The sequence below is a fragment of the Rhodococcus sp. SBT000017 genome (genome assembly GCF_003688915.1).
GTDB lineage: Bacteria > Actinomycetota > Actinomycetes > Mycobacteriales > Mycobacteriaceae > Rhodococcoides.
Window position 1 is genome coordinate 498,063 of the sequence record NZ_REFU01000002.1, and the last position, 19,274, is coordinate 517,336.

Here is a 19,274-nt window from a genome sequence, read left to right on the forward strand (position 1 = left end):
CATGAGCGAGAACGACAAGCCGGTATCGGAACTGGGCTACGAAGAGGCCCGCGACGAGCTGGTGGGCGTGGTGAAGATCCTCGAGCAGGGCGGGCTCGATCTCGACGCCTCCCTGGCTCTGTGGGAGCGGGGAGAGCAGCTGGCCACTCGTTGCGAGGAGCAGCTCGCCGGTGCCCGCAAGCGGATCGAGACCGCGCTCGCGAGCACCGAGAAGGACAGCTAGGGCGCGAGCGGTTCGGTGATCTCGAGGGCCTGGGCGAGAGTGGTGAAGTCCACATCGTTCGCGGTACCGCCCAGCAGGATTCGCACGTCGCCGAAGTCCGAGACCCAATACTTCCGCGAGCCTTCCTCGCCGTAGACGACCCAGTCTCGACCCGAGACGCTCTGCGCGCCCGACGCGTACACCGTTTCCTCGCCGGCCACGAAAGGCACCAACACTTCCTCGACGGCGCTGGTCTGGGTCAGCTGCAGATACGCACCCGATCCGGTGATGTATCCGACAGTCGACACCGGTCCGCCGTTGTCGCCGGAGATCGTGGGACGACTGCCCGAGTTGGGCGTCCATTCCTCGGGAACAACCGGATTACGCACCGGAAAACCGATTTCGGACGCGTCGTACTGCAGCGCGGTGTCGATGTCGAAGTTGGGAATGGGCCCCTGCCTGGGCCCGCCGGGGCTCAACGAGCATTGACTGGCGATACCCGCAATCAACAAACACGCGATGACCAGCGGAATGAGCGACCACACCATGTCGCGGCTGTTGTTGAGAATCCGGGGTTTGCTGTTCGCCACATCTCCAGTATCCCCTCTGCGCAGCAGTGCTCGGTCGGCGCGTGCCTCACAGACGACCCGACCCCACCGCGGGCATCACAGAAGTGAGATAATCGCGCCTGGGTAACACCCCACCAACCAGGAGGCTACAAACCGATGACGGCCAGCACCGAGTCCACTCGCGCCATGGCGCCAGATCGCAACCTCGCACTCGAACTCGTCCGCGTCACCGAGGCCGGTGCGCTCGCCTCGGGTCGCTGGGTCGGTCGCGGCGACAAGGAAGGTGGCGACGGAGCAGCAGTCGATGCCATGCGGCAGTTGGTCAGCTCGGTCTCGATGCGCGGCGTCGTCGTCATCGGCGAGGGCGAGAAGGACGAAGCGCCGATGCTCTACAACGGCGAGCAGGTCGGCAACGGCAACGGCCCCGAGGTCGACTTCGCCGTCGATCCCGTCGACGGCACGACGTTGATGGCCAAGGGCATGCCCAACGCCATCTCGGTTCTCGCGGTCGCCGAGCGCGGCGCGATGTTCGATCCGTCCGCCGTCTTCTACATGAAGAAGATCGCCGTCGGACCCGACTTCGCCGACGTCATCGACATCACCGCACCGGTCGCGGAGAACATCGCCCGCGTCGCCAAGATCAAGAAGGGATCCACCTCCGACGTCACGGTGTGCATCCTCGACCGACCCCGGCACGCCGAGCTGATCCAGCAGGTGCGCGACACCGGCGCCCGCATTCGACTGATCTCCGACGGCGACGTCGCCGGTGCCATCGCCGCCGCACGCCCCACCTCTCCCATCGACATCCTCATGGGCACCGGCGGAACCCCCGAGGGCATCATCGCCGCGGCCGCCATGCGCTGCATGGGTGGCGCGCACCAGGGCATGCTGGCTCCGACCGACGACGACGAGCGCCAGAAGGCGATCGACGCCGGACACGATCTCGATCGCGTCCTGTCCACCGAGGACCTGGTCTCGGGCGAGAACGTCTTCTTCACCGCGACCGGCGTCACCGACGGCGACCTGCTCCAGGGCGTCCGATACTCGGGCGGCGGCGCACACACGCAGTCCATCGTGATGCGCTCGAAGTCCGGCACCGTCCGCATGATCGACGCGTACCACCAGCTCAACAAGCTCAAGGAGTACTCGAACATCGACTTCGACGGCGACACCTCCGGCGCCATCCCGTCCTTCTGACCGTCCGCTCGACGAAGTTTCCGCTCCCCTACCGAGGCAAGAGGTCAATGACAGAGAACGAACAGCAGTTCCGGATCGAGCACGACACCATGGGAGAGGTTCGCGTTCCCATCGATGCGCTCTGGCGTGCCCAGACGCAGCGTGCCGTGGAGAACTTCCCCATCTCGGGCCGTCCGCTCGAGCGCACTCAGATTCGCGCGATGGGCCTGCTCAAGGCAGCCTGCGCGCAGGTCAACAAGGACCTCGGTCTGCTCGACGGCACCCTGGCCGACGCGATCATCGCCGCAGCCACCGAGATCGCCGACGGCAAGCACGACGACCAGTTCCCGATCGACGTCTTCCAGACCGGCTCGGGCACCAGCTCGAACATGAACGCCAACGAGGTCATCGCGTCGATCGCGAAGGCGGCAGGCGTCGAGGTGCACCCCAACGATCACGTGAACATGTCGCAGTCCTCCAACGACACGTTCCCGACGGCCACTCACGTCGCCGCCACCGAGGCAGCCGTCACCTCGCTCGTGCCCGCACTGCGCCACCTCCACGAGGCTCTCGTGGTCAAGGCAACGGAGTGGAAGCACGTCGTGAAGTCCGGCCGCACCCACCTCATGGATGCCGTTCCGGTCACCCTCGGACAGGAATTCGGCGGCTACGCCCGTCAGATCGAAGCCGGCATCGAACGCGTCGAGGCCACCCTGCCGCGGCTCGGTGAACTGCCCATCGGCGGCACCGCCGTCGGCACCGGACTCAACGCACCCGACGGCTTCGGACCGAAAGTCGTTGCCGCACTGGTCGCGTCGACCGGTATCGATGCACTCACCGCCGCCAAGGATTCGTTCGAGGCGCAGGCCGCACGTGACGGACTCGTCGAGGCCTCGGGCGCACTGCGCACCATCGCGGTCTCACTGACCAAGATTGCCAACGACATTCGCTGGATGGGATCGGGACCGCTCACCGGACTCGGCGAGATCACCCTCCCCGACCTGCAGCCCGGTAGCTCCATCATGCCCGGCAAGGTCAATCCCGTTCTGCCCGAGGCTGTTACGCAGGTCGCGGCTCAGGTCATCGGCAACGACGCCGCAGTCGCATTCGGCGGCGCGTCGGGCGCATTCGAGCTCAACGTGTACATCCCGATGATGGCGCGCAACGTACTCGAATCGTTCAAGCTGCTCGCCAACGTCTCGGTGCTGTTCGCCGACAAGTGTGTCGTCGGCCTCGAAGCCAACGTCGAGCACCTCAAGACCCTCGCCGAGTCCTCGCCGTCCATCGTGACGCCGCTGAACTCCGCGATCGGCTACGAGGAAGCTGCCGCCGTCGCGAAGCAGGCACTCAAGGAGAAGAAGACGATCCGTCAGACGGTCATCGACCGCGGACTGATCGGCGACAAGCTCAGTGAGGCCGAACTGGACAAGCGCCTCGACGTCCTCGCTATGGCGAAGGTCAAGGACTAGCTTCCCCGTTCGCCCGCCGAACCCCTGAACGCGTGAATGGTCCATTGCACCGCCGAGACGTGTGCAATGGACCATTCACGCTTTCGAAAGGGGCCGAACCTCAGGCGAGGTGCGCGAGTTCCTCGCGTGCCTTCAGGCCGTCCTCGCCCAGATCGGTGCGGTCGAAGATCTTCCAGCCTGCGAGCAGTGGCTTGAACACCTTGTCGCGTTCCTGATCGGCGTCGTAGATTCCGGCTTCGGCGAGGGCGGCGGTGCTGCTGCCGCGGTCCGGGAGATCGACCTCGGGAATCTTGAATCCGTTGATCCGGTCTGCGATGGCGCGGGCGGCCTGGTCGGGCACCACGGCGAATGCCTCGTCGATGATGTTGGCGTAGAACGTCGACTGCAGCGCGTCGTCGTCGGCGATGCGGCCGAGGATGGTGGCCAGCACCGGGTCCTTGCCGAGGGCGATGGTGTTGCGGTTGCGCAGCGAGGCTGCGGCTTCCTCGATGGCGAAGTGCGCGAGGATGTCGAGCAGACCCTGGCTGGGAGCGTCGAATCCGAGTGTCATGTGCTCCATCCGAACCCGCTCGAGGGCGACCGGATCGACTGCGCGAGTGAGCACCAGGAAGTTGCGCAGCACGATGGACTGTCGGTTCTCCTCCGACGTCCATCGGCCGGTCCACTTCCACCAGGCCCCGAGGCCGGTGAGCGCGTGGGCCAGTTCGCGGTGGTACGCGGGCAGGTTGTCGGCCACCAGCACGCCGACCGTGGCGGACAGGATTTCGACATCACTGAGGTGCGACTGCTCCGGCGTCCAGTCCTCGCCGCCGAGGAACGCGAAGTTCTTACCCTCGTCGAACGGCGCGAGATCATGGGGATGCCAGTCGTTGGCAGCCTCGATGTGGCGTCGTAGATTCTCTTCGACCGCGGGCTCCAAACGGACCAGCAGATCACCGTCGGACAGGTTCGTAGACATGCGGTAACCGTAGCGCCTACGCCCGAGCGCCCGACGTCGTGCCCCTGACCATTGTGAATTCTCCTAACGCCAGGTCGTTGCGGGTCTATTCTCAGGTGCATCCAGTCATCGAAGTGAGGACTCCTCATGATGCGGTCGGGTCGAAATTTTCTGTGTCTTGCTGTTGTGTGCTCGATGGTGGTGCTGGTCGGGTGCTCCGAGGACGCACCCACCGCAGACAGTCCACCGACCACCGAGCCCGCACCGACCAGCGACCTCTCCCCCGGCCAGGTCGCAGGAGTCGATGTTCCCGACGGCCGCGTCGACGAGGCGGTCGGCAAGCTCGACGGCATCGCCGAGGAGCTGATGGCGTCGTCGAACATTCCCGGTATGGCCATTGCCGTCGTGCACGGCTCGGACGTCGTCTACTCGAAGGGCTTCGGCGTTCGCGAAGTGGGCACGGACGACCCCGTCGACGGTGACTCGGTGTTCCAGTTGGCGTCCCTGTCCAAATCGGTCGGTGCGACCGTCATCGCGTCCCAGGTGGGAGCGGGCGTGGTCGACTGGTCGACGCCGGTGGTCTCGCAGCTGCCGTGGTTCGCACTCGACGATCCGTGGGTGACCGAGAACATCACGGTCGGCGACTTCTACGCCCACCGAAGCGGACTGCCCGAGCACGCCGGGGATCTGCTCGAGGACCTCGGCTACGACCGGCGCCAGGTTCTCGAACGCCTTCGGGAGGTGCCCCTCGACCCGTTCCGCTCCACGTACCACTACACCAACTTCGGGATCACGGCCGCGGCCGAGGCCGTCGCTGCGGCGGCGGGCAAGGACTGGGACACCCTCAGCCAGGACACGATCTACGGCCCGCTGGGTATGACCTCGACCAGCTCGTCGTTCGCGGACTACATCGCGCGCGCCGATCGGGCCGTACCCCACGTACTCGTCGACGGCGAGTATCAGGCGAAGTATCAGCGGGAACCCGATCCACAGACCCCGGCCGGTGGCGTCAGCTCATCGGTGAACGACCTCGCGAAGTGGCTGACAATGCTGATCGCCGACGGAGACCACGACGGCCGACAGCTGGTCGATCCCGACGCCCTCCTGCCCGCGGTCAGCGCGCAGATCGTCTCGAGCCCGTCGGCGACACCGGACTCACGCGCCGGCTACTACGGCTTCGGGTTCAACGTCTCCACCAGTGCGGCCGGCCGCACAACGGTGAGCCATTCGGGAGCGTTCGCACTCGGAGCCGGCACCAACTTCGTCTGGATTCCTTCACTCGACGTCGCCATCGCCGTGCTGACGAACGCCGCGCCCCTCGGCATCGCCGAAACGGTCACGGCCGAGTTCGCAGACCTCGTCCAATTCGGTGAGGTGCGGGAGGACTGGCGAACGCTGTACAAGAATGCGTTCGCCGGGATGAGCGAACCGGAGGGCGAGCTCGCAGGCAAGACCGCCCCCACCAATCCCACTGCGCCGCAACCCCTCGCGTCGTATGTGGGGGTGTACCAGAACAGCTACTGGGGGCCGGCGACGGTAGCGGAGATCAACGGGGAACTGACGTTGGCTCTCGGACCGAACGGAACCTCCTACGAGTTGACGCCGTGGGACGGTGACACGTTCACGTTCGAGCCGAGCGGTGAGAACGCGCCCGACGGGTCCATCTCCCAGGCGACGTTCAACGCGAATACGCTGACACTCGAGTTCTTCGACGGCGATGGATTGGGGCGGTTCACGAAATGACCGAGACACAGCAGGCGACCGAGACCGTAGTGAATCTGTTCGACGCGTTGAGAAGTCGAGACACCGAGCGCGCGATGTCGCTTCTCGACGACGACATCGTCTGGCACAACGTCGGACTACCGAAGGTGCGCGGCCGCTCGAACGTGGGCAGGTTCATGGCCACACTTGCCGAGCCTGCGTTCGGCTTCGACGTGATAGTGCACAACATCGCCGCCGACGGAGATGTCGTGCTCACCGAACGCACGGATGCGCTGATCTGGCGGCGGCTCCGAATCGAATTCTGGGTGTGCGGAACCTTCGAGCTGCGCGACGGAAAAGTGGCCGTGTGGCGGGACTACTTCGACAACGTCGACTTCCTGAAAGGTGCTGTGCGAGGGGCCTTCCGGGCCGTAGTGGGCCGGTGGCCCTTGTGAGCGGAACTTCGTAGTGGGCTACGAGGCAGGAGTGGAGCCTGCGGAACGACCCGCAGGCTCCACGCTCACAGGGGGGTCAGGCTCCCGAAGGCCCGAACTCTTCGAGCATTTCCGTCACCAGTGCCGCGATCGGTGAACGCTCGCTGCGAGTGAGGGTGATGTGCGCGAAAAGTGGGTGACCCTTCAGCTTTTCGATCACTGCAGCGACGCCGTCGTGCCGTCCGACGCGCAGGTTGTCGCGCTGAGCGACGTCGTGGGTGAGTACGACGCGTGAGCCCGAACCCAGCCGGGACAGAACCGTCAGCAGCACGTTGCGCTCGAGTGACTGTGCCTCGTCGACGATCACGAAGGAGTCGTGCAGCGATCGACCGCGAATGTGCGTCAGTGGCAACACTTCCAGCATTCCTCGGGCGATGACCTCCTCCATCACCTCCGGGCTCGCGAGCCCTTCGAGGGTGTCGAAGACCGCCTGTCCCCAGGGGCCCATCTTCTCGCTCTCGCTACCGGGGAGGTAGCCGAGCTCCTGGCCGCCGACGGCGTAGAGGGGCCGGAAGACAACGACTTTCCGATGCGAGCGACGTTCGAGGACGGCCTCGAGTCCGGCAGTCAGCGCCAGAGCGGACTTACCGGTGCCTGCCTTTCCACCGAGTGAGACGATGCCGATGCTCTCGTCGAGCAGAAGATCGAGCGCCACCCGCTGTTCAGCCGAACGGCCGTGCAGACCGAACGCCTCACGCTCACCGCGCACGAGTTGGATCTGCTTGTCGGGCGTGACGCGCCCCAGCGCACTCTGCCGTCCGGCAAGCAGTCGAACTCCGGTGTGGCACGGCAGGTCTCGCGCCTCGGCCAAGTCGATGACGCCGTCGTTGAACAGCGTGTCGACTGCGTCGGACGGCACGTCGAGCTCGGCCATGCCGGTCCAGCCGGAGGGCACGACGTCGTGAGCGTGGTACTCGTCGGCGGGAAGACCGACAGCACCGGCCTTGACGCGCAACGGAATGTCCTTGCTGACGAGTACGACGTCCTTGCCCTCGGCCTTCAGGTTGAGGGCGCAGGCGAGGATTCGAGAATCGTTTGAGTCGGTGCGGAAGCCGACGGGAAGAACCGTGGGATCGGTGTGGTTGAGCTCGACTTGCAGTGTGCCACCGGATGTTCCGATGGGAACCGGCTGGTCGAGTCGGCCGAACTCGACGCGCAGGTCGTCGAGCATGCGCAAGGATTCCCGCGCGAACCATCCCAATTCGTGATGGTGGCGTTTGCCCTCCAACTCGCTGATCACGATCAACGGAAGTACCACATTGTGCTCGGCGAACCGAATGACTGCCCAGGGATCCGAGAGCAGGACCGAGGTATCGAGCACGAATGTCCGAAGAGGGGCGGAAACGGAGCGTGAAGTGGTCACGTGGGGCTCCTACGTCTGCGCGGCACCGCGCAAACTCTGTCGCTCGGCCGGTCGGGTCCGATGTGTCAGGTGACACGAGGACCGGGTACCGGCCCTCTCGCGCTCACTAGCTCAGTCACGTATCAGAACCTCCCGCACAGGTAGCTTCCCCGCTGCCTGTTACTGCCGACGGTACCGCCGAAATCGAGGTTCGGCTCGCTGGAAGTCTGGCGTGTCGGTGAACAACGCGTTACGGCCGAATCGCCCCAGGTCGGCAATCGGGCGGTGCCGAGAGCGCCCTCCCCCGACGCGGCGGGGCGTGAGCAGGATCAGCCCAGCAATCCCCAGTCTTCGAGGCCCTCGTACAGTGGCTTGCTCTGTGCCAGTTTCACGACGCGGTCCTTCAGGGAATCGCTGGCCTCGCCGGTGGCCAGTGCGGTGCCGATGATGTCGGCGACCTCGGTGAACTCGGCTTCGCCGAATCCGCGGGTTGCCAGTGCGCCGGTGCCGATGCGCAGGCCCGAGGTGACCATCGGCGGGCGCGGGTCGAAGGGCACTGCGTTGCGGTTGACGGTGATGCCGACCTCGTGCAGGAGGTCCTCGGCCTGTTGGCCGTCGAGCTCGGAGTTGCGCAGGTCGACGAGCGCGAGGTGTACGTCGGTGCCGCCGGTGAGGACGGAGATGCCCTTGTCTGCGACGTCGGCACCGGTGAGACGATCGGCGAGCAGTGATGCACCGAGGAGGGTGCGTTCCTGGCGTTCCTTGAACTCGGGCGTCGCAGCGATCTTGAAGGCGACGGCCTTGGCGGCGATGGCGTGCATCAGCGGCCCGCCCTGCTGGCCGGGGAACACTGCGGAGTTGAGCTTCTTGGCCCATTCCTTCTTGGCCAGGATGATGCCGGAGCGCGGTCCGCCGAGGGTCTTGTGCACGGTCGAGGAGACGACGTCTGCGTACGGCACGGGTGAGGGGTGCACGCCTGCGGCGACGAGTCCGGCGAAGTGCGCCATGTCGACCCAGAGCAGTGCGCCCACTTCGTCGGCGATGGAGCGGAACGCAGCGAAGTCCTGGTGGCGCGGGTACGCCGACCAGCCGGCGATGAGTACCTGCGGCTTGGCGGCGATGGCCTGCTTGCGCACCTCGTCCATGTCGATGCGGTGGTCTTCCTTGGACACCCCGTAGGACTCGACCTCGTAGAGCTTGCCCGAGAAGTTGAGCTTCATGCCGTGGGTGAGGTGACCTCCGTGCGCCAGGTCGAGGCCCATGATCTTGTCGCCCGGGTTGATCAGTGCCATCAGCACCGCCGCGTTGGCCTGCGCACCTGCGTGCGGCTGCACGTTGGCGAACTCGGCACCGAAGAGTTCCTTGGCGCGGTTGCGCGCGAGATCCTCGACGATGTCGACGTGCTCGCAGCCGCCGTAGTAGCGGCGGCCGGGGTAGCCCTCGGCGTACTTGTTGGTCAGGACGCTGCCCTGGGCCTGCAGTACCGCGCGGGGGACGAAGTTCTCCGAGGCGATCATCTCGAGAGTGTCGCGCTGACGCCCCAGCTCACCGGCCATCGCCTCGGCGACCTCGGGATCGAGTTCGGCCAGTGACAGGTTGTTGACGTCAGTCATAACAGGAGTCTCCAAGGGACAGCAGAATAAAGGGGGCTCGGCCAGTTTACGAGACGCGCAATGCACCGGGTGTCAGTGGCTCGTCGAGCAGCCTGCCGAACAGTTGCGCGCGCTCACCGGCCGTCGCACCACGGTCGAGCCAGCCGGCGAGCAGCTTGTAGCCCTCGACGTAGGTACTGATGTACGCGCGCCACAGCGGGGAGGACAGAAACCGCAGGCTGTGCCGGGCGCGCTGCGGCGATGCCAGCGACCATCGTTCCAGGTAGGCAGCGACGTCGTCCTCGCTCTTGTGCTGATCGTGCAGTAGCAGCGCGGCGTCCTGCCGGACCCCCAACAGCTGGCTCGACGCCGCCGCGAGACGCTCGGCCTTCTCGCCGTCGAATCGCAGTCCCAGATCGGCGTAGATCTCCTGCGCCCACAGGCCCCAGCCTTCGCCGACGACGGCCCCGAGCGCGTGATCGGCCAAGCCCTCGGCCATCAGGCACTGCGGAGTGTTGACCAGGAACAGCGTCTGCTCGAGCTGGCCTGCACCGACCAGTCCGGTCTCCTTGCGGCAGTGTTCGGTGTGGTGCCCCGGGTAGGACTCGTGCGCGATCAGGTGCGGCAGATTGGCCATCTGCTGCTCGATGTCGGAATTGATCGCCACGGTCGAGCGATAGTCACCGAGGTAATAGTTGAACCCGGACCACGGCTTGTCGCCGACGACCTCGTAGGTCACCTGCTCGGTGTCGGGCAGCGTGTATTCGGCGCGGACGCGGTCGCGCAGCGCGGACGAGAACGCCTCGACGCAGTCCTGCAGTCGGTCGGCCGGAATCACGTCCGCACGGCGATGCGCGATCAACCGTTCGCCGAGCGACCCGGGACCGGCGAGAACTTCGTCCATCTTGCGGTGTGCCTGCAGGTACTGGTCCTGATCGCCTGCGGAGATTCGGACGTCGAAGTAGGCGTACACCTCGTCGACGAAGCCGATGTCCTCGCCTGCGAACTTGCGCGCCGAACATTCCAGTGCGCGCAGGTGGACGTCGAGGAACGTCGTGCGCTCGGGTGTCAGATCGACGTTGCCGAGCTCGGCGCGCAGTGTCTGTGCTCGACGGATCAACTCGCGCGGCTCGGGCGCGGGGGCGTTCTCTGTGATTCGACGCAACTCGGGATCTCCGGTGTACGCGTCGACGAATCCGTCTTCGAGCCGGTCGAAACTCAGGCCCAGCAGCAGGTATTCACGAACGAGGGAAGCAGCATCCATATCCGAACCCTAGTACGGCGAACGACCCCGCCCGTGCGCGATCGACCGGCACCGAGCACAATCTGGAACCATGCGACTCGCGCTCGACAGGAGCTCAGCCGAACCCTCCGCAGCTCCGACCTGTTGGAGTCGTGCGTGAGCGAGTCCAGTCCGTACGTCGAGTTCGACCGTGTGCAGTGGCGCACGCTGCGCCAATCCACGCCGTTGGTGCTGACCGAGGAAGAACTCGTCGGTCTGCGCGGCCTGGGTGAACAAATCGATCTCGACGAGGTGGCGGAGGTCTATCTGCCGCTGGCACGACTGATTCACCTTCAGGTCGCGGCTCGGCAACGGCTGTTCGCCGCGACCGCGACGTTCCTCGGCGAGAAGCACCCCGACCGTCAGGTCCCGTTCGTCATCGGTGTCGCGGGGAGCGTCGCCGTCGGAAAGTCGACGACGGCCCGTGTGCTGCAGGCACTCCTGGCCCGATGGGACCATCATCCGCGGGTCGATCTGGTCACCACCGACGGATTCCTCTACCCGACGGCCGAGCTCATGCGTCGAGGCATACTGCACCGCAAGGGATTTCCCGAGAGTTACGACAGGCGTAAGCTGCTCAGATTCGTCACCGAGGTCAAGTCCGGGACCGAAGAGGTGGGTGCGCCGGTCTACTCGCACGTCTCGTACGACATCGTCAAGGGCCAGTACCACATGGTCCGGCAGCCCGACATCCTGATCGTGGAGGGGCTCAACGTATTACAGACCGGACCGCGGTTGATGGTCTCGGATCTGTTCGACTTCTCGATCTACGTCGACGCGCGGATCGAGGACATCGAGAGTTGGTACGTCAAACGCTTTCTCGCATTGCGCAAGACGTCCTTCACCGATCCGTCCTCGCACTTCCACCACTACGCAGGCCTGTCCGACGACCACGCGCAGATTGCGGCCGAGGATCTGTGGCATTCGATCAACCTGCCGAATCTGGTGGAGAACATCCTGCCGACGCGACCGCGAGCGACGATGGTGTTACGCAAGGACAACGACCACGCGATCAACCGGCTGCGGCTTCGTAAGTTGTAGACCATAATCCAGCAATGGCGGTGGAAAAGCGGTCGATCGGCGAGGTGCCGCTGATCGGTCGAGACGGCGAGCTGCAGCGAATCCTGCATGCCGCCGGCAGGTACGGCGGGATGGCCGTCAAGGCCGCGCCCGGTGTCGGCCGAACCCGCCTGTTGATCGAGGCGGTGCGGTCGCTGGTGCGCCTCGGGTGGCATCCCCACCGAGTGGTGACGGTGATGCCGACAGGTACCGGATTCGTCCCCGTCGAATCGGATCGAGCTCTGGCCGCCACGCTGGCCGACGCGCACGGCGGTCGACGCACCGTCGTGGTCATCGACGACGCCCAATGGCTGGCCGATTCGACCATCGAGCTCCTGGCGCGTCGCGTCGGATCGAAGGATCTGTTCGTGCTGGCCAGCGTCAGCGCGGGTCGACGCCGCACCCCCGTGCTCGACGCCCTGTGGAAGGACGGCGTGATCGACCGCATCGATCTCGAGCCGCTCACTCCCGAGCAGTGCCGGTCGCTGATCGAGTCGATGCTCGGTCGCAGCGGCGAAATCGTCGACAGTGCAGCAGTTTTCGCAGTCACCGCATTGTCCTCCGGCAACCTCGTGGTGCTCCGAGATCTGGTGGCGACGGCGGTCGAGCGCCGGGCGTTGACGGTGTCGTCGCACGTGTGGCACCTGTCCGCTCCCCTACCCGTGTCGGCCGGTCTGTCCGATGTGGTGCGCGATCATCTGGCCGAGGTGATCGCGCTCGCCGATTACGCCGGCGCGGCCGAGATCGACGACGCACTGGACATGGTCGCCCTGGCCGGTTCGCTGGAGTTCGGAGCCGCAGCCGCCGTGATGGATCCACGTCTGATCGAGGAACTCGAATCGGCCGGTGTGCTGACGATCCGCACCGAACAGAACATCGACCGGGTGACGTTCTCGACGCCCATCACCGCCCAGGTGCGCACCGAGGACATGGCCACACTGCGCAGGCGTCGCCTGAGCCTGACGGTCGCCGACGCCCTCGACGCCTCGACCGACGGGCTCGGCCCCGCGAACGCGTCACCGCCGCACTGCTTCGTATCGACGCGGGCGTCTCGCTCGACGCCCCGGCGGCGGTGGAGGCGGCTCGGTTGTCGTGGCGCTTCGTACCCCCGGAGACGACGCGCAAGCTGGCCTCGGCCGCCGCGGCGGCAGGCGGCGGGTTCGATGCCCAGCTCATCCTCGCGTCCGCGGAGAGCCAGCTCGGCATGACCGAGTCCGCGCAGCAGCGGCTCGACGAGCTTCTTCGCGGGGCGGACAACGACATTCGGCGCGCGTCGGCCGTGCGCGCGTGTACCGACAACATGGTGCTGCGGCTGGCGGATCCGACGCGGGCGCTGGCGCTGAACTCCAGCACCGAGCATGCCGTCGTCGATCCCGCCGTCCGCACGCAGCTGCGAGCGCAGCGTGGCCTGATGATGCATGCGATCGGCGATACGGCGGGTTCGCTGGCCTTGCTCGAACCACTGATGGACGACCTCGTCGGCGCGACGCTGATCTCGGCCAGCTTCGCCGTCGCCGCCGGGGCTACCGTCGCAGGCCGATTGTCGGCCGCGTTCTCTGCGCTCGCCCGGGTGCAGCCCGAGCCCGACAATCCGGCGGCGACGGTGCTGGATCTGACGCGGTGCTTCACGATTGCCTGCGCCGGCAACTTCGAGGAGGCCACTGCACTCGCTCGCTATCGATACGACGAAGCGGTGGAACAGTTCTCGCCGCTGCAGCAGGCGTGGTTCGGGTGGGCCCGCGGAGGTCTACTACTCTCGCAGGGCCACGCGGCCGAGGCGATTCGCTGGTGCTCGGAGGCCTACACACTCGCGGGCACACTCGGCCAGCGGTCGATGGAACCGATGGTGGCGTGTGATCTGGTCCGCGCCCTCGCGCTCGACGGGCGCACGGAGGAGGCGTCGGACCTCGTGGAGGCCGCGGACCTCGACAACCCGGCCTCGCCGGCGTTGTTCGGAGCTCGCGGCACGCGTCTGGCGGCGCTGGGCTGGGCCGCGGCTGCTCGCGGAGACGTCGACGAGGCCTGCGAGCTGCTGATCGCCTCCGCCGAGTCTCATGCCGCTGTCGACCACCATCTGCCCGCGCTGTTCTCCTACGTCGATGCCGCTCGGTGCGGAGCGGCAGCTGCAGCACTGGCTCCCGTCCACCAGCTGGCAGGTCTGATCGAAGGGGACTTGGCCCGCACCGAAATACGCATGGTCGAGGTGCTCGCAGCACCGTCCGGGCCGGACAGTGCGGTCACCGAGCAGGTGGTGGCCGTGGCCGCGAGCGCCGAGAAACACGGCCTGGACCTGCACGCGGCCGAGATGTACTTCTATGCGCGAAACCTGTTGCTGCGCAGTAGCCCTCGCGCCGCGGCGACAGCGGGAAGGCAGGGTCACGTACTGGCCGCGCGCTGTGGACATCCCAGCACGCCGCTGCTGCACGGAACGCGAGATCCGGCCCTGACCGCACGCGAACGGCAGATCGCGTCCCTCGCCGCATCCGGCCTGTCCAACCGCGACATCGCCGACGCCGTCGTGCTGTCGATCCGCACCGTCGAGACACACCTCAACCGCATCTTCGGGAAGTTGGGGATCAGCACCCGCGCCGAGCTCACATCGCTACGAGGCTCACTGCTCGATTGACCGAACCGTTGCCGTACAGGGAGGCCTCGATGTCGAGCAGGTACCGCGACGGAGCAACCCCGAGTTCGTTGTGCAGAACCGCCTCTGCTCGCCGAAAGGCAACCACCGCTTCGGCTGTGCGGTGCGACCGGTCGAGGGCGATCATCAGCTGACCCCACAGGTGTTCGCGCAACGGGGCAGCCCGCAGTGCGCGCTCGATCTCGGCGATCACCGTCTCGTGTCGACCGAGCTGCAGACGGGCCTCGAAGACCGATTCCAGCACCACGGCGTGTACCTCGTCGAGATGGTCCCGCTCGTCGACGGCGAAGCCCAGATCACCGAACTCGACGAAAGCGGGGCCTCGCCACAGCGCAAGGGCGCGGCCGAACTGGCCGTCCGCCTCGGCGAATCGGCCGCGGCCGAATGCCTCCCGCCCGCGCGTGGCCAGCATCTCGAATTCTCGCAGATCCAGTCGGTCACTGCCCAGATCCAACCGATAGCCCCAGGACGTGGTGACGAGCCGAGCGCCGTTCTCCGCGCCCAGTACCCGACGCAGATTCGCCACGTACGCACGCAGTGACGTCAACGCCTTGGCCGGCGGACGGCAGTTCCAGACGAGATCGATCAATCGGTCGAACTCGACGACGTTTCCCGCTTCCACGAGCAGCACCGCCAACACGGTCCGCTGTTTGAGCCCACCGACTGCTTTCACCCCGGTCGCGTCGCGCACCACCATGGGTCCGAGCACATTGTAGTCCACGATCGGAAATTCTCCGAGCCTCGAGACGACCGCGCCATCGTTTACGTAGCGATACAACCACAAGTACGTAGTGCTCTCGGGTCGTGCCGGTTCAGGCTGCCGACCCCGTCCGACGCTGCTATGTTGGCATCAATGCCAAATTCTTGGCACCAATGCCAGGGAGATCCATGGAAGCCTCGCGCAAGTTGACCCTGACGCAAGAAGTGCGTCGACGCCGAATCATCGACGCAGCTATCGACTGCCTGGCTCGCGACGGTTGGCACGGAACCACGCTGGCTGCGATCGCCGCGGAAGCCGGCATCAGTCGCGGCTTGATCTCTTACCACTTCGCAGGCCGCACCGACCTCTACGAGGCCGTACTCGAAACAGTGGTCACCACGATCTTTGCGGAAGGATCCGCGGAGATGCAGCAGAGAATCGACAGTGCACAGACGGCCGCGGCCAAACTGCAGGCGTACATCGAAGGCAATCTCGACTTCATCGGAGCTCATCGGCGCGAAATGGCGGCTCTAGGACAAGTGATGCCGAATCTGCGGGGCAAGGACGGCTCCCTGCACGCCAGCTCCGACGCGGAGGAGCCGATCATCGCCGGAACTGCGCTGCTGTTCGAGTTCGGTTCGAGCACAGGCGAATTCCGTGCGGTTGACGCGCGCCTGACCGCATACACATTACGACGCTGCATCGACGGGGCCGCACTGAAGATCGTCGCCGATCCCGAGTTCGACATCGACGCCTACGCGCGCGAACTCACGTCTCTCTTCCTCCGAGGAGTCCGCTCATGACCATCGCCGTCACCCCGGCAGTCCAACTGAACGGGCTGTCCAAACGCTTCGGCACCCACGTCGCCGTCGATGCGATCGATTTGATCGTGCCCCCCGGGACGTTCTTCGGCGTCGTCGGTCCCAACGGGGCCGGCAAATCCACGACGCTCGCGATGATCGCGGGACTGCTGACGCCGGACTCGGGATCCGTCACGATAGCCGGAGTGAATGCCGCCGAGGACCGCGAGCACGTGCTGAGTGAGCTCGGGATCATGATGGAGGGACTCTCCCTCCCGGAGCGGCTGACGGGCTCGGAACTGCTCGAGTACACCGCTCGGTTGAGACGGATCGACAAGGACTGGCCGACGCGCGCAGCCGACCTCCTCGAGATTCTGCAGTTGGACCGAGCGCCCTCGACGTTGATCGTGGACTACTCCACCGGGATGCGAAAGAAGATCGGCCTGGCTGTGGCTCTGCTGCACCGCCCCAGTGTGCTGGTACTCGACGAGCCTTTCGAGGCCATCGACCCGGTCTCAGCGCGGGCGATCGAAGGCCTGCTCGGTCAGTACGTCGCCGGCGGCGGCACGGTGCTGCTGTCGAGCCACCTCATGGACGTCGTGGAGCGGACCTGTGAACGCGTGGCATTGATCAAGGATGGTCGAATTGTCAGTGAGGGCACCGTCGACGAGGTCAGGGCAGGCCGCAGTCTCAACGACACGTTCGTCGATCTCGTCGGCGCACCCCCGAACCGCGAGATCGGGTGGTTGGCGTGAGCACGAGTGGGGCGTTCGCGTCGATGCGGCTGAGGATCCTTCGGCACGGTCCACACGACGAGCGAGGCTTCGGCCTGGTCGTCGGCTCGATCGTGGCATCCGGTGTCGTCGTGCTCGCGGCACTCGGGATCTCCGGCACGGTTCACCCGAGTTGGCTGACCGTAGGGATCTTCGCGTTCGGAGCTTTCTGGGCGATCGGCCCGATCCTGCTTCCTGGATCGTCGGCGACCCTGGATCCGCAGTGGTTCAGGACCCTGCCTGCGCGACCTACCAGGATCGCGCGGGATCTCGCAGCGAGCGAGGCGATGAGCGTCGGAACGGTTGTCACAGCGATCGCGCTGTGCAGTTTCTTCGTGGTGGCCGCAGCCCACGGGCCGGGTGCTGTCGTTGTCGCGGCGCTGGCCCTGGCCGCACAGCTGATGTTCTTGCTCTGGCTCGGTCGGTGTGTTGCGTCAGTCGTCGCCGGCCTGCTTCGCACGGCAGCGGGCATGTGGGTAGCGGCGGTACAGATGTCGTTGCTCCTCGCAGTGTCGTTTGCGGGCTGGGTGCCGGTCGCTGCTGCGGTTTTGCCGAATCTCGGCGATGGCGGAACCGAACTCCTCACCCCTTCGGGGGCGGGCGCGGTGCCTACCGGAATCGAGAACCTGCTGCTCGCCTTGCCGACAGGATGGGGTCTTGCCGCCGTACTCGCCGCGACGACATCTGCCTCACTCGTCTCGGTGGCCGTACCCCTGCTAGGACTCGTCGCAGGGGCGATGTTGCTCCGCGGTGTCTGGATCGTGATGACGGCAAGTGAACTGCGCAGACCACCAGCCCGGACACCCAGCAACGTCACCGCAAGCCCGACAGCCTCCACAGGTCGCCCGCGACCCGGCGGACCGACGAGGGCCGTGTTCGACCGGGAGATCACGACGTGGTTCAGGGACCCGCATCGCAGACTGGGAGCCATCCACGCGTGGATCACACCGCTGGTCATGGTCGCTTTGGTCGCACCGACGAGCTGGTCCTGGGCCCTGCCGTTCATCGGGGTCATGGCTGCAGTGCTCGGCGCGATGGTTGCAGTGAACACCTACGCCCTCGACGGCACCGCGCTGTGGCAGATCCTCACCACCCCAGGAGCGATCCGAGCCGACGTGCGCGGCCGACAGCTCGCCTGGCTGCTGCTGTTCGGTATCCCCACCTCGGCCCTGACCCTCGCACTGTGCCTGGTCAGCGAATCACCCTTGGCGGCGGTCGCTTTCGGAATGACCCTGGCCGCGACGGGGGCTGCCTGCGCGAGTGCACCTTGGCTGGGCGTTCTGATGCCGGCGATCGGCCCCGACGCGCGTGAGCGCGTTGCGTTGAGCAGTCGCACCGGGAATCCAGCCGGCGCGCAGTACACGATCTTCGCGATCGTCCTCGCGGTCGCGGTTCTGCCGCCCGTCCTGATTCACCTCAGCGGTGCCGACGTTCCGTGGCCGGTTCACCCATTCCTCGGCGCGGCCATCGGGGTGGGGGCAGTGGTGGGCCTGTCGTCCCCGACTCGATCGCGTTTTCGACGAACTGGGCCTGCCCTGCTGTCCGCCATGGAATCCGGAGACAGCTCCCGGCTCCGACGCAGCCCCCGTGCGTCGTCTCGGGTTGTGCGCGAAGCTTCGTAGCAGGCGACGAGCAGGAGTGGAGCCCGCGGACCGACCGGACAGTCCGGCCGCGCACGTCAGATACCGAACCGGCGGTGTCTGGCCGCGAAGTCGCGCAGCGCGCGCAGGAAGTCGACGCGACGGAATTCGGGCCAGTAGGCCTCGGTGAACCAGATTTCCGAGTACGCGCTCTGCCACAGCAGAAAGCCGGAGAGTCGCTGTTCGCCCGAGGTGCGGATCACGAGATCCGGATCGGGTTGGCCGGAGGTGTAGAGGTGACTACCGATCTCGTCGACGTTGATCGATGCCACCAGCTCGTCGCCGCTGACGCCCTCGGCGATCTTCTCGCTCACCAGGGACTGGACGGCGTCGGCGATTTCCTGCCGCCCGCCGTATCCGACGGCGACATTGACGTGCGTTCCCGACCGACCCTCGGTCAGCGCTGCCGCCTCTTTGAGCCGACGCGAGGTCGATGCGGGCAGCAGGTCGAGTGTGCCGACGAGTTTGACGCCCCAGTTCATCTCGGGTCCGCAGATCTCCTCGACGACGTCGGTGATGATGTCGAGCAACGAATCCAATTCGTCCGCATCTCGGCGGAGGTTCTCGGTGGAGAGCAGGTAGATGGTGGCCATCTCGATTCCGGCGGCGTCGCACCAGCCGAGCATCTCGGCGATCTTCAGCGCGCCCATGCGGTGCCCGTGCGCGACGTCGGTGAACCCGTTCTCGCGCGCCCAGCGGCGATTGCCGTCGCACATCACTGCCACGTGCCGCGGGTGCTGAACCCCTTCGAGCTGGCTCAGCAGACGCCGCTCGTACACGTTGTAGAGAACGCCGCGGACCTTCTGCGGAATGATCACCACTGCTTCGTCACCGCTGCTCTCATCACCACGAAGGATCACCTTACGCCGACGTCTGCGAGCCGGTCGCCGGTAC

The 19,274-nt window shown here is 66.0% G+C and carries 18 protein-coding genes; 11 read left to right on the forward strand and 7 right to left on the reverse strand.

Annotation, left to right across the window (positions count from 1 at the left end; translation table 11 throughout):
- The first annotated feature begins 1 nt into the window (after window position 1).
- Complete coding sequence (locus tag AYK61_RS23480; protein WP_037191413.1) at window positions 2–223, forward strand: exodeoxyribonuclease VII small subunit; 222 nt, start codon at window positions 2–4, stop codon at window positions 221–223.
- Here the strand turns inward: AYK61_RS23480 and AYK61_RS23485 are convergent.
- Window positions 220–792 carry a DUF4245 domain-containing protein gene (locus AYK61_RS23485; RefSeq protein WP_121873330.1) on the reverse strand — a complete coding sequence of 191 codons (573 nt, stop codon included), beginning with the start codon at window positions 790–792 and terminating at the stop codon, window positions 220–222. The genes AYK61_RS23480 and AYK61_RS23485 overlap by 4 nt on opposite strands.
- Before the next feature lie 135 nt (window positions 793–927).
- On the opposite strand from AYK61_RS23485, the gene glpX reads away from it, so the two are divergent.
- Window positions 928–1,968, forward strand: coding sequence for a class II fructose-bisphosphatase (gene glpX / locus AYK61_RS23490; RefSeq protein ID WP_121873331.1), 1,041 nt, complete (start codon window positions 928–930; stop codon window positions 1,966–1,968).
- Window positions 1,969–2,015: 47 nt separating this feature from the next.
- A complete protein-coding gene (locus AYK61_RS23495) occupies window positions 2,016–3,416 on the forward strand; it encodes a class II fumarate hydratase (protein ID WP_121873332.1) in 1,401 nt (466 codons plus the stop codon).
- Window positions 3,417–3,516: 100 nt separating this feature from the next.
- On the opposite strand, the gene AYK61_RS23500 is transcribed toward AYK61_RS23495, so the two are convergent.
- On the reverse strand, window positions 3,517–4,374 hold the full coding sequence (locus AYK61_RS23500; RefSeq protein WP_121873333.1) for an acyl-ACP desaturase: 858 nt from the start codon (window positions 4,372–4,374) through the stop codon (window positions 3,517–3,519).
- A 129-nt stretch (window positions 4,375–4,503) separates the two neighbouring features.
- Here AYK61_RS23500 and AYK61_RS23505 point away from each other — a divergent pair, with 129 nt between their 5' ends.
- Both AYK61_RS23505 and AYK61_RS23510 read left to right on the forward strand, forming a co-directional pair.
- Window positions 4,504–6,096, forward strand: a complete 1,593-nt coding sequence (locus tag AYK61_RS23505; protein ID WP_397485766.1) for a serine hydrolase — start codon at window positions 4,504–4,506, stop codon at window positions 6,094–6,096.
- Window positions 6,093–6,509, forward strand: a complete 417-nt coding sequence (locus AYK61_RS23510) for a limonene-1,2-epoxide hydrolase family protein (RefSeq protein ID WP_121873335.1) — start codon at window positions 6,093–6,095, stop codon at window positions 6,507–6,509. The genes AYK61_RS23505 and AYK61_RS23510 overlap by 4 nt, the downstream gene beginning before the upstream one ends.
- Before the next feature lie 76 nt (window positions 6,510–6,585).
- On the opposite strand, the gene AYK61_RS23515 is transcribed toward AYK61_RS23510, so the two are convergent.
- The 3 genes from AYK61_RS23515 to AYK61_RS23525 form a co-directional block, all read right to left on the reverse strand.
- Window positions 6,586–7,911, reverse strand: a complete 1,326-nt coding sequence (locus AYK61_RS23515) for a PhoH family protein (RefSeq protein ID WP_183130519.1) — start codon at window positions 7,909–7,911, stop codon at window positions 6,586–6,588.
- 308 nt (window positions 7,912–8,219) lie between these two features.
- Window positions 8,220–9,503, reverse strand: coding sequence for a serine hydroxymethyltransferase (gene glyA / locus AYK61_RS23520; protein WP_032394025.1), 1,284 nt, complete (start codon window positions 9,501–9,503; stop codon window positions 8,220–8,222).
- A gap of 46 nt (window positions 9,504–9,549) precedes the next feature.
- Window positions 9,550–10,746, reverse strand: coding sequence for a DUF885 domain-containing protein (locus AYK61_RS23525; RefSeq protein WP_121873337.1), 1,197 nt, complete (start codon window positions 10,744–10,746; stop codon window positions 9,550–9,552).
- Window positions 10,747–10,869: 123 nt separating this feature from the next.
- Here AYK61_RS23525 and coaA point away from each other — a divergent pair, with 123 nt between their 5' ends.
- The 3 genes from coaA to AYK61_RS28080 all read left to right on the forward strand — a co-directional run bounded on the left by coaA (window position 10,870) and on the right by AYK61_RS28080 (window position 14,449).
- On the forward strand, window positions 10,870–11,805 hold the full coding sequence (gene coaA / locus AYK61_RS23530) for a type I pantothenate kinase (protein ID WP_179273561.1): 936 nt from the start codon (window positions 10,870–10,872) through the stop codon (window positions 11,803–11,805).
- A gap of 14 nt (window positions 11,806–11,819) precedes the next feature.
- Window positions 11,820–13,031, forward strand: a complete 1,212-nt coding sequence (locus AYK61_RS28075; RefSeq protein ID WP_259468254.1) for a hypothetical protein — start codon at window positions 11,820–11,822, stop codon at window positions 13,029–13,031.
- A 1,097-nt stretch (window positions 13,032–14,128) separates the two neighbouring features.
- The gene (locus AYK61_RS28080; RefSeq protein WP_259468289.1) at window positions 14,129–14,449 is read left to right on the forward strand and encodes a response regulator transcription factor; all 321 of its coding nucleotides are present in this window, start codon (window positions 14,129–14,131) and stop codon (window positions 14,447–14,449) included.
- Here AYK61_RS28080 and AYK61_RS23540 read toward each other — a convergent pair.
- On the reverse strand, window positions 14,418–15,188 hold the full coding sequence (locus tag AYK61_RS23540) for an AfsR/SARP family transcriptional regulator (protein ID WP_147458394.1): 771 nt from the start codon (window positions 15,186–15,188) through the stop codon (window positions 14,418–14,420). The genes AYK61_RS28080 and AYK61_RS23540 overlap by 32 nt on opposite strands.
- Window positions 15,189–15,355: 167 nt before the next feature.
- Between AYK61_RS23540 and AYK61_RS23545 the strand changes: the two genes are divergently transcribed.
- Genes AYK61_RS23545 through AYK61_RS23555 form a run of 3 tightly spaced genes read left to right on the forward strand, consistent with a single transcriptional unit; the run spans window position 15,356 to window position 18,362 of the window.
- A complete protein-coding gene (locus tag AYK61_RS23545) occupies window positions 15,356–15,970 on the forward strand; it encodes a TetR/AcrR family transcriptional regulator (protein WP_183130521.1) in 615 nt (204 codons plus the stop codon).
- Window positions 15,967–16,722: an ABC transporter ATP-binding protein gene (locus AYK61_RS23550; RefSeq protein WP_121873341.1), complete on the forward strand. Its 756-nt coding sequence runs from the start codon at window positions 15,967–15,969 to the stop codon at window positions 16,720–16,722. The genes AYK61_RS23545 and AYK61_RS23550 overlap by 4 nt, the downstream gene beginning before the upstream one ends.
- Complete coding sequence (locus tag AYK61_RS23555) at window positions 16,719–18,362, forward strand: hypothetical protein (RefSeq protein ID WP_147458395.1); 1,644 nt, start codon at window positions 16,719–16,721, stop codon at window positions 18,360–18,362. Before AYK61_RS23550 ends, AYK61_RS23555 begins: the two co-directional genes overlap by 4 nt.
- Before the next feature lie 56 nt (window positions 18,363–18,418).
- Here the strand turns inward: AYK61_RS23555 and AYK61_RS23560 are convergent, their stop codons facing one another.
- Window positions 18,419–19,201, reverse strand: a complete 783-nt coding sequence (locus AYK61_RS23560; protein WP_121873590.1) for an isoprenyl transferase — start codon at window positions 19,199–19,201, stop codon at window positions 18,419–18,421.
- Window positions 19,202–19,274: the final 73 nt, after the last annotated feature.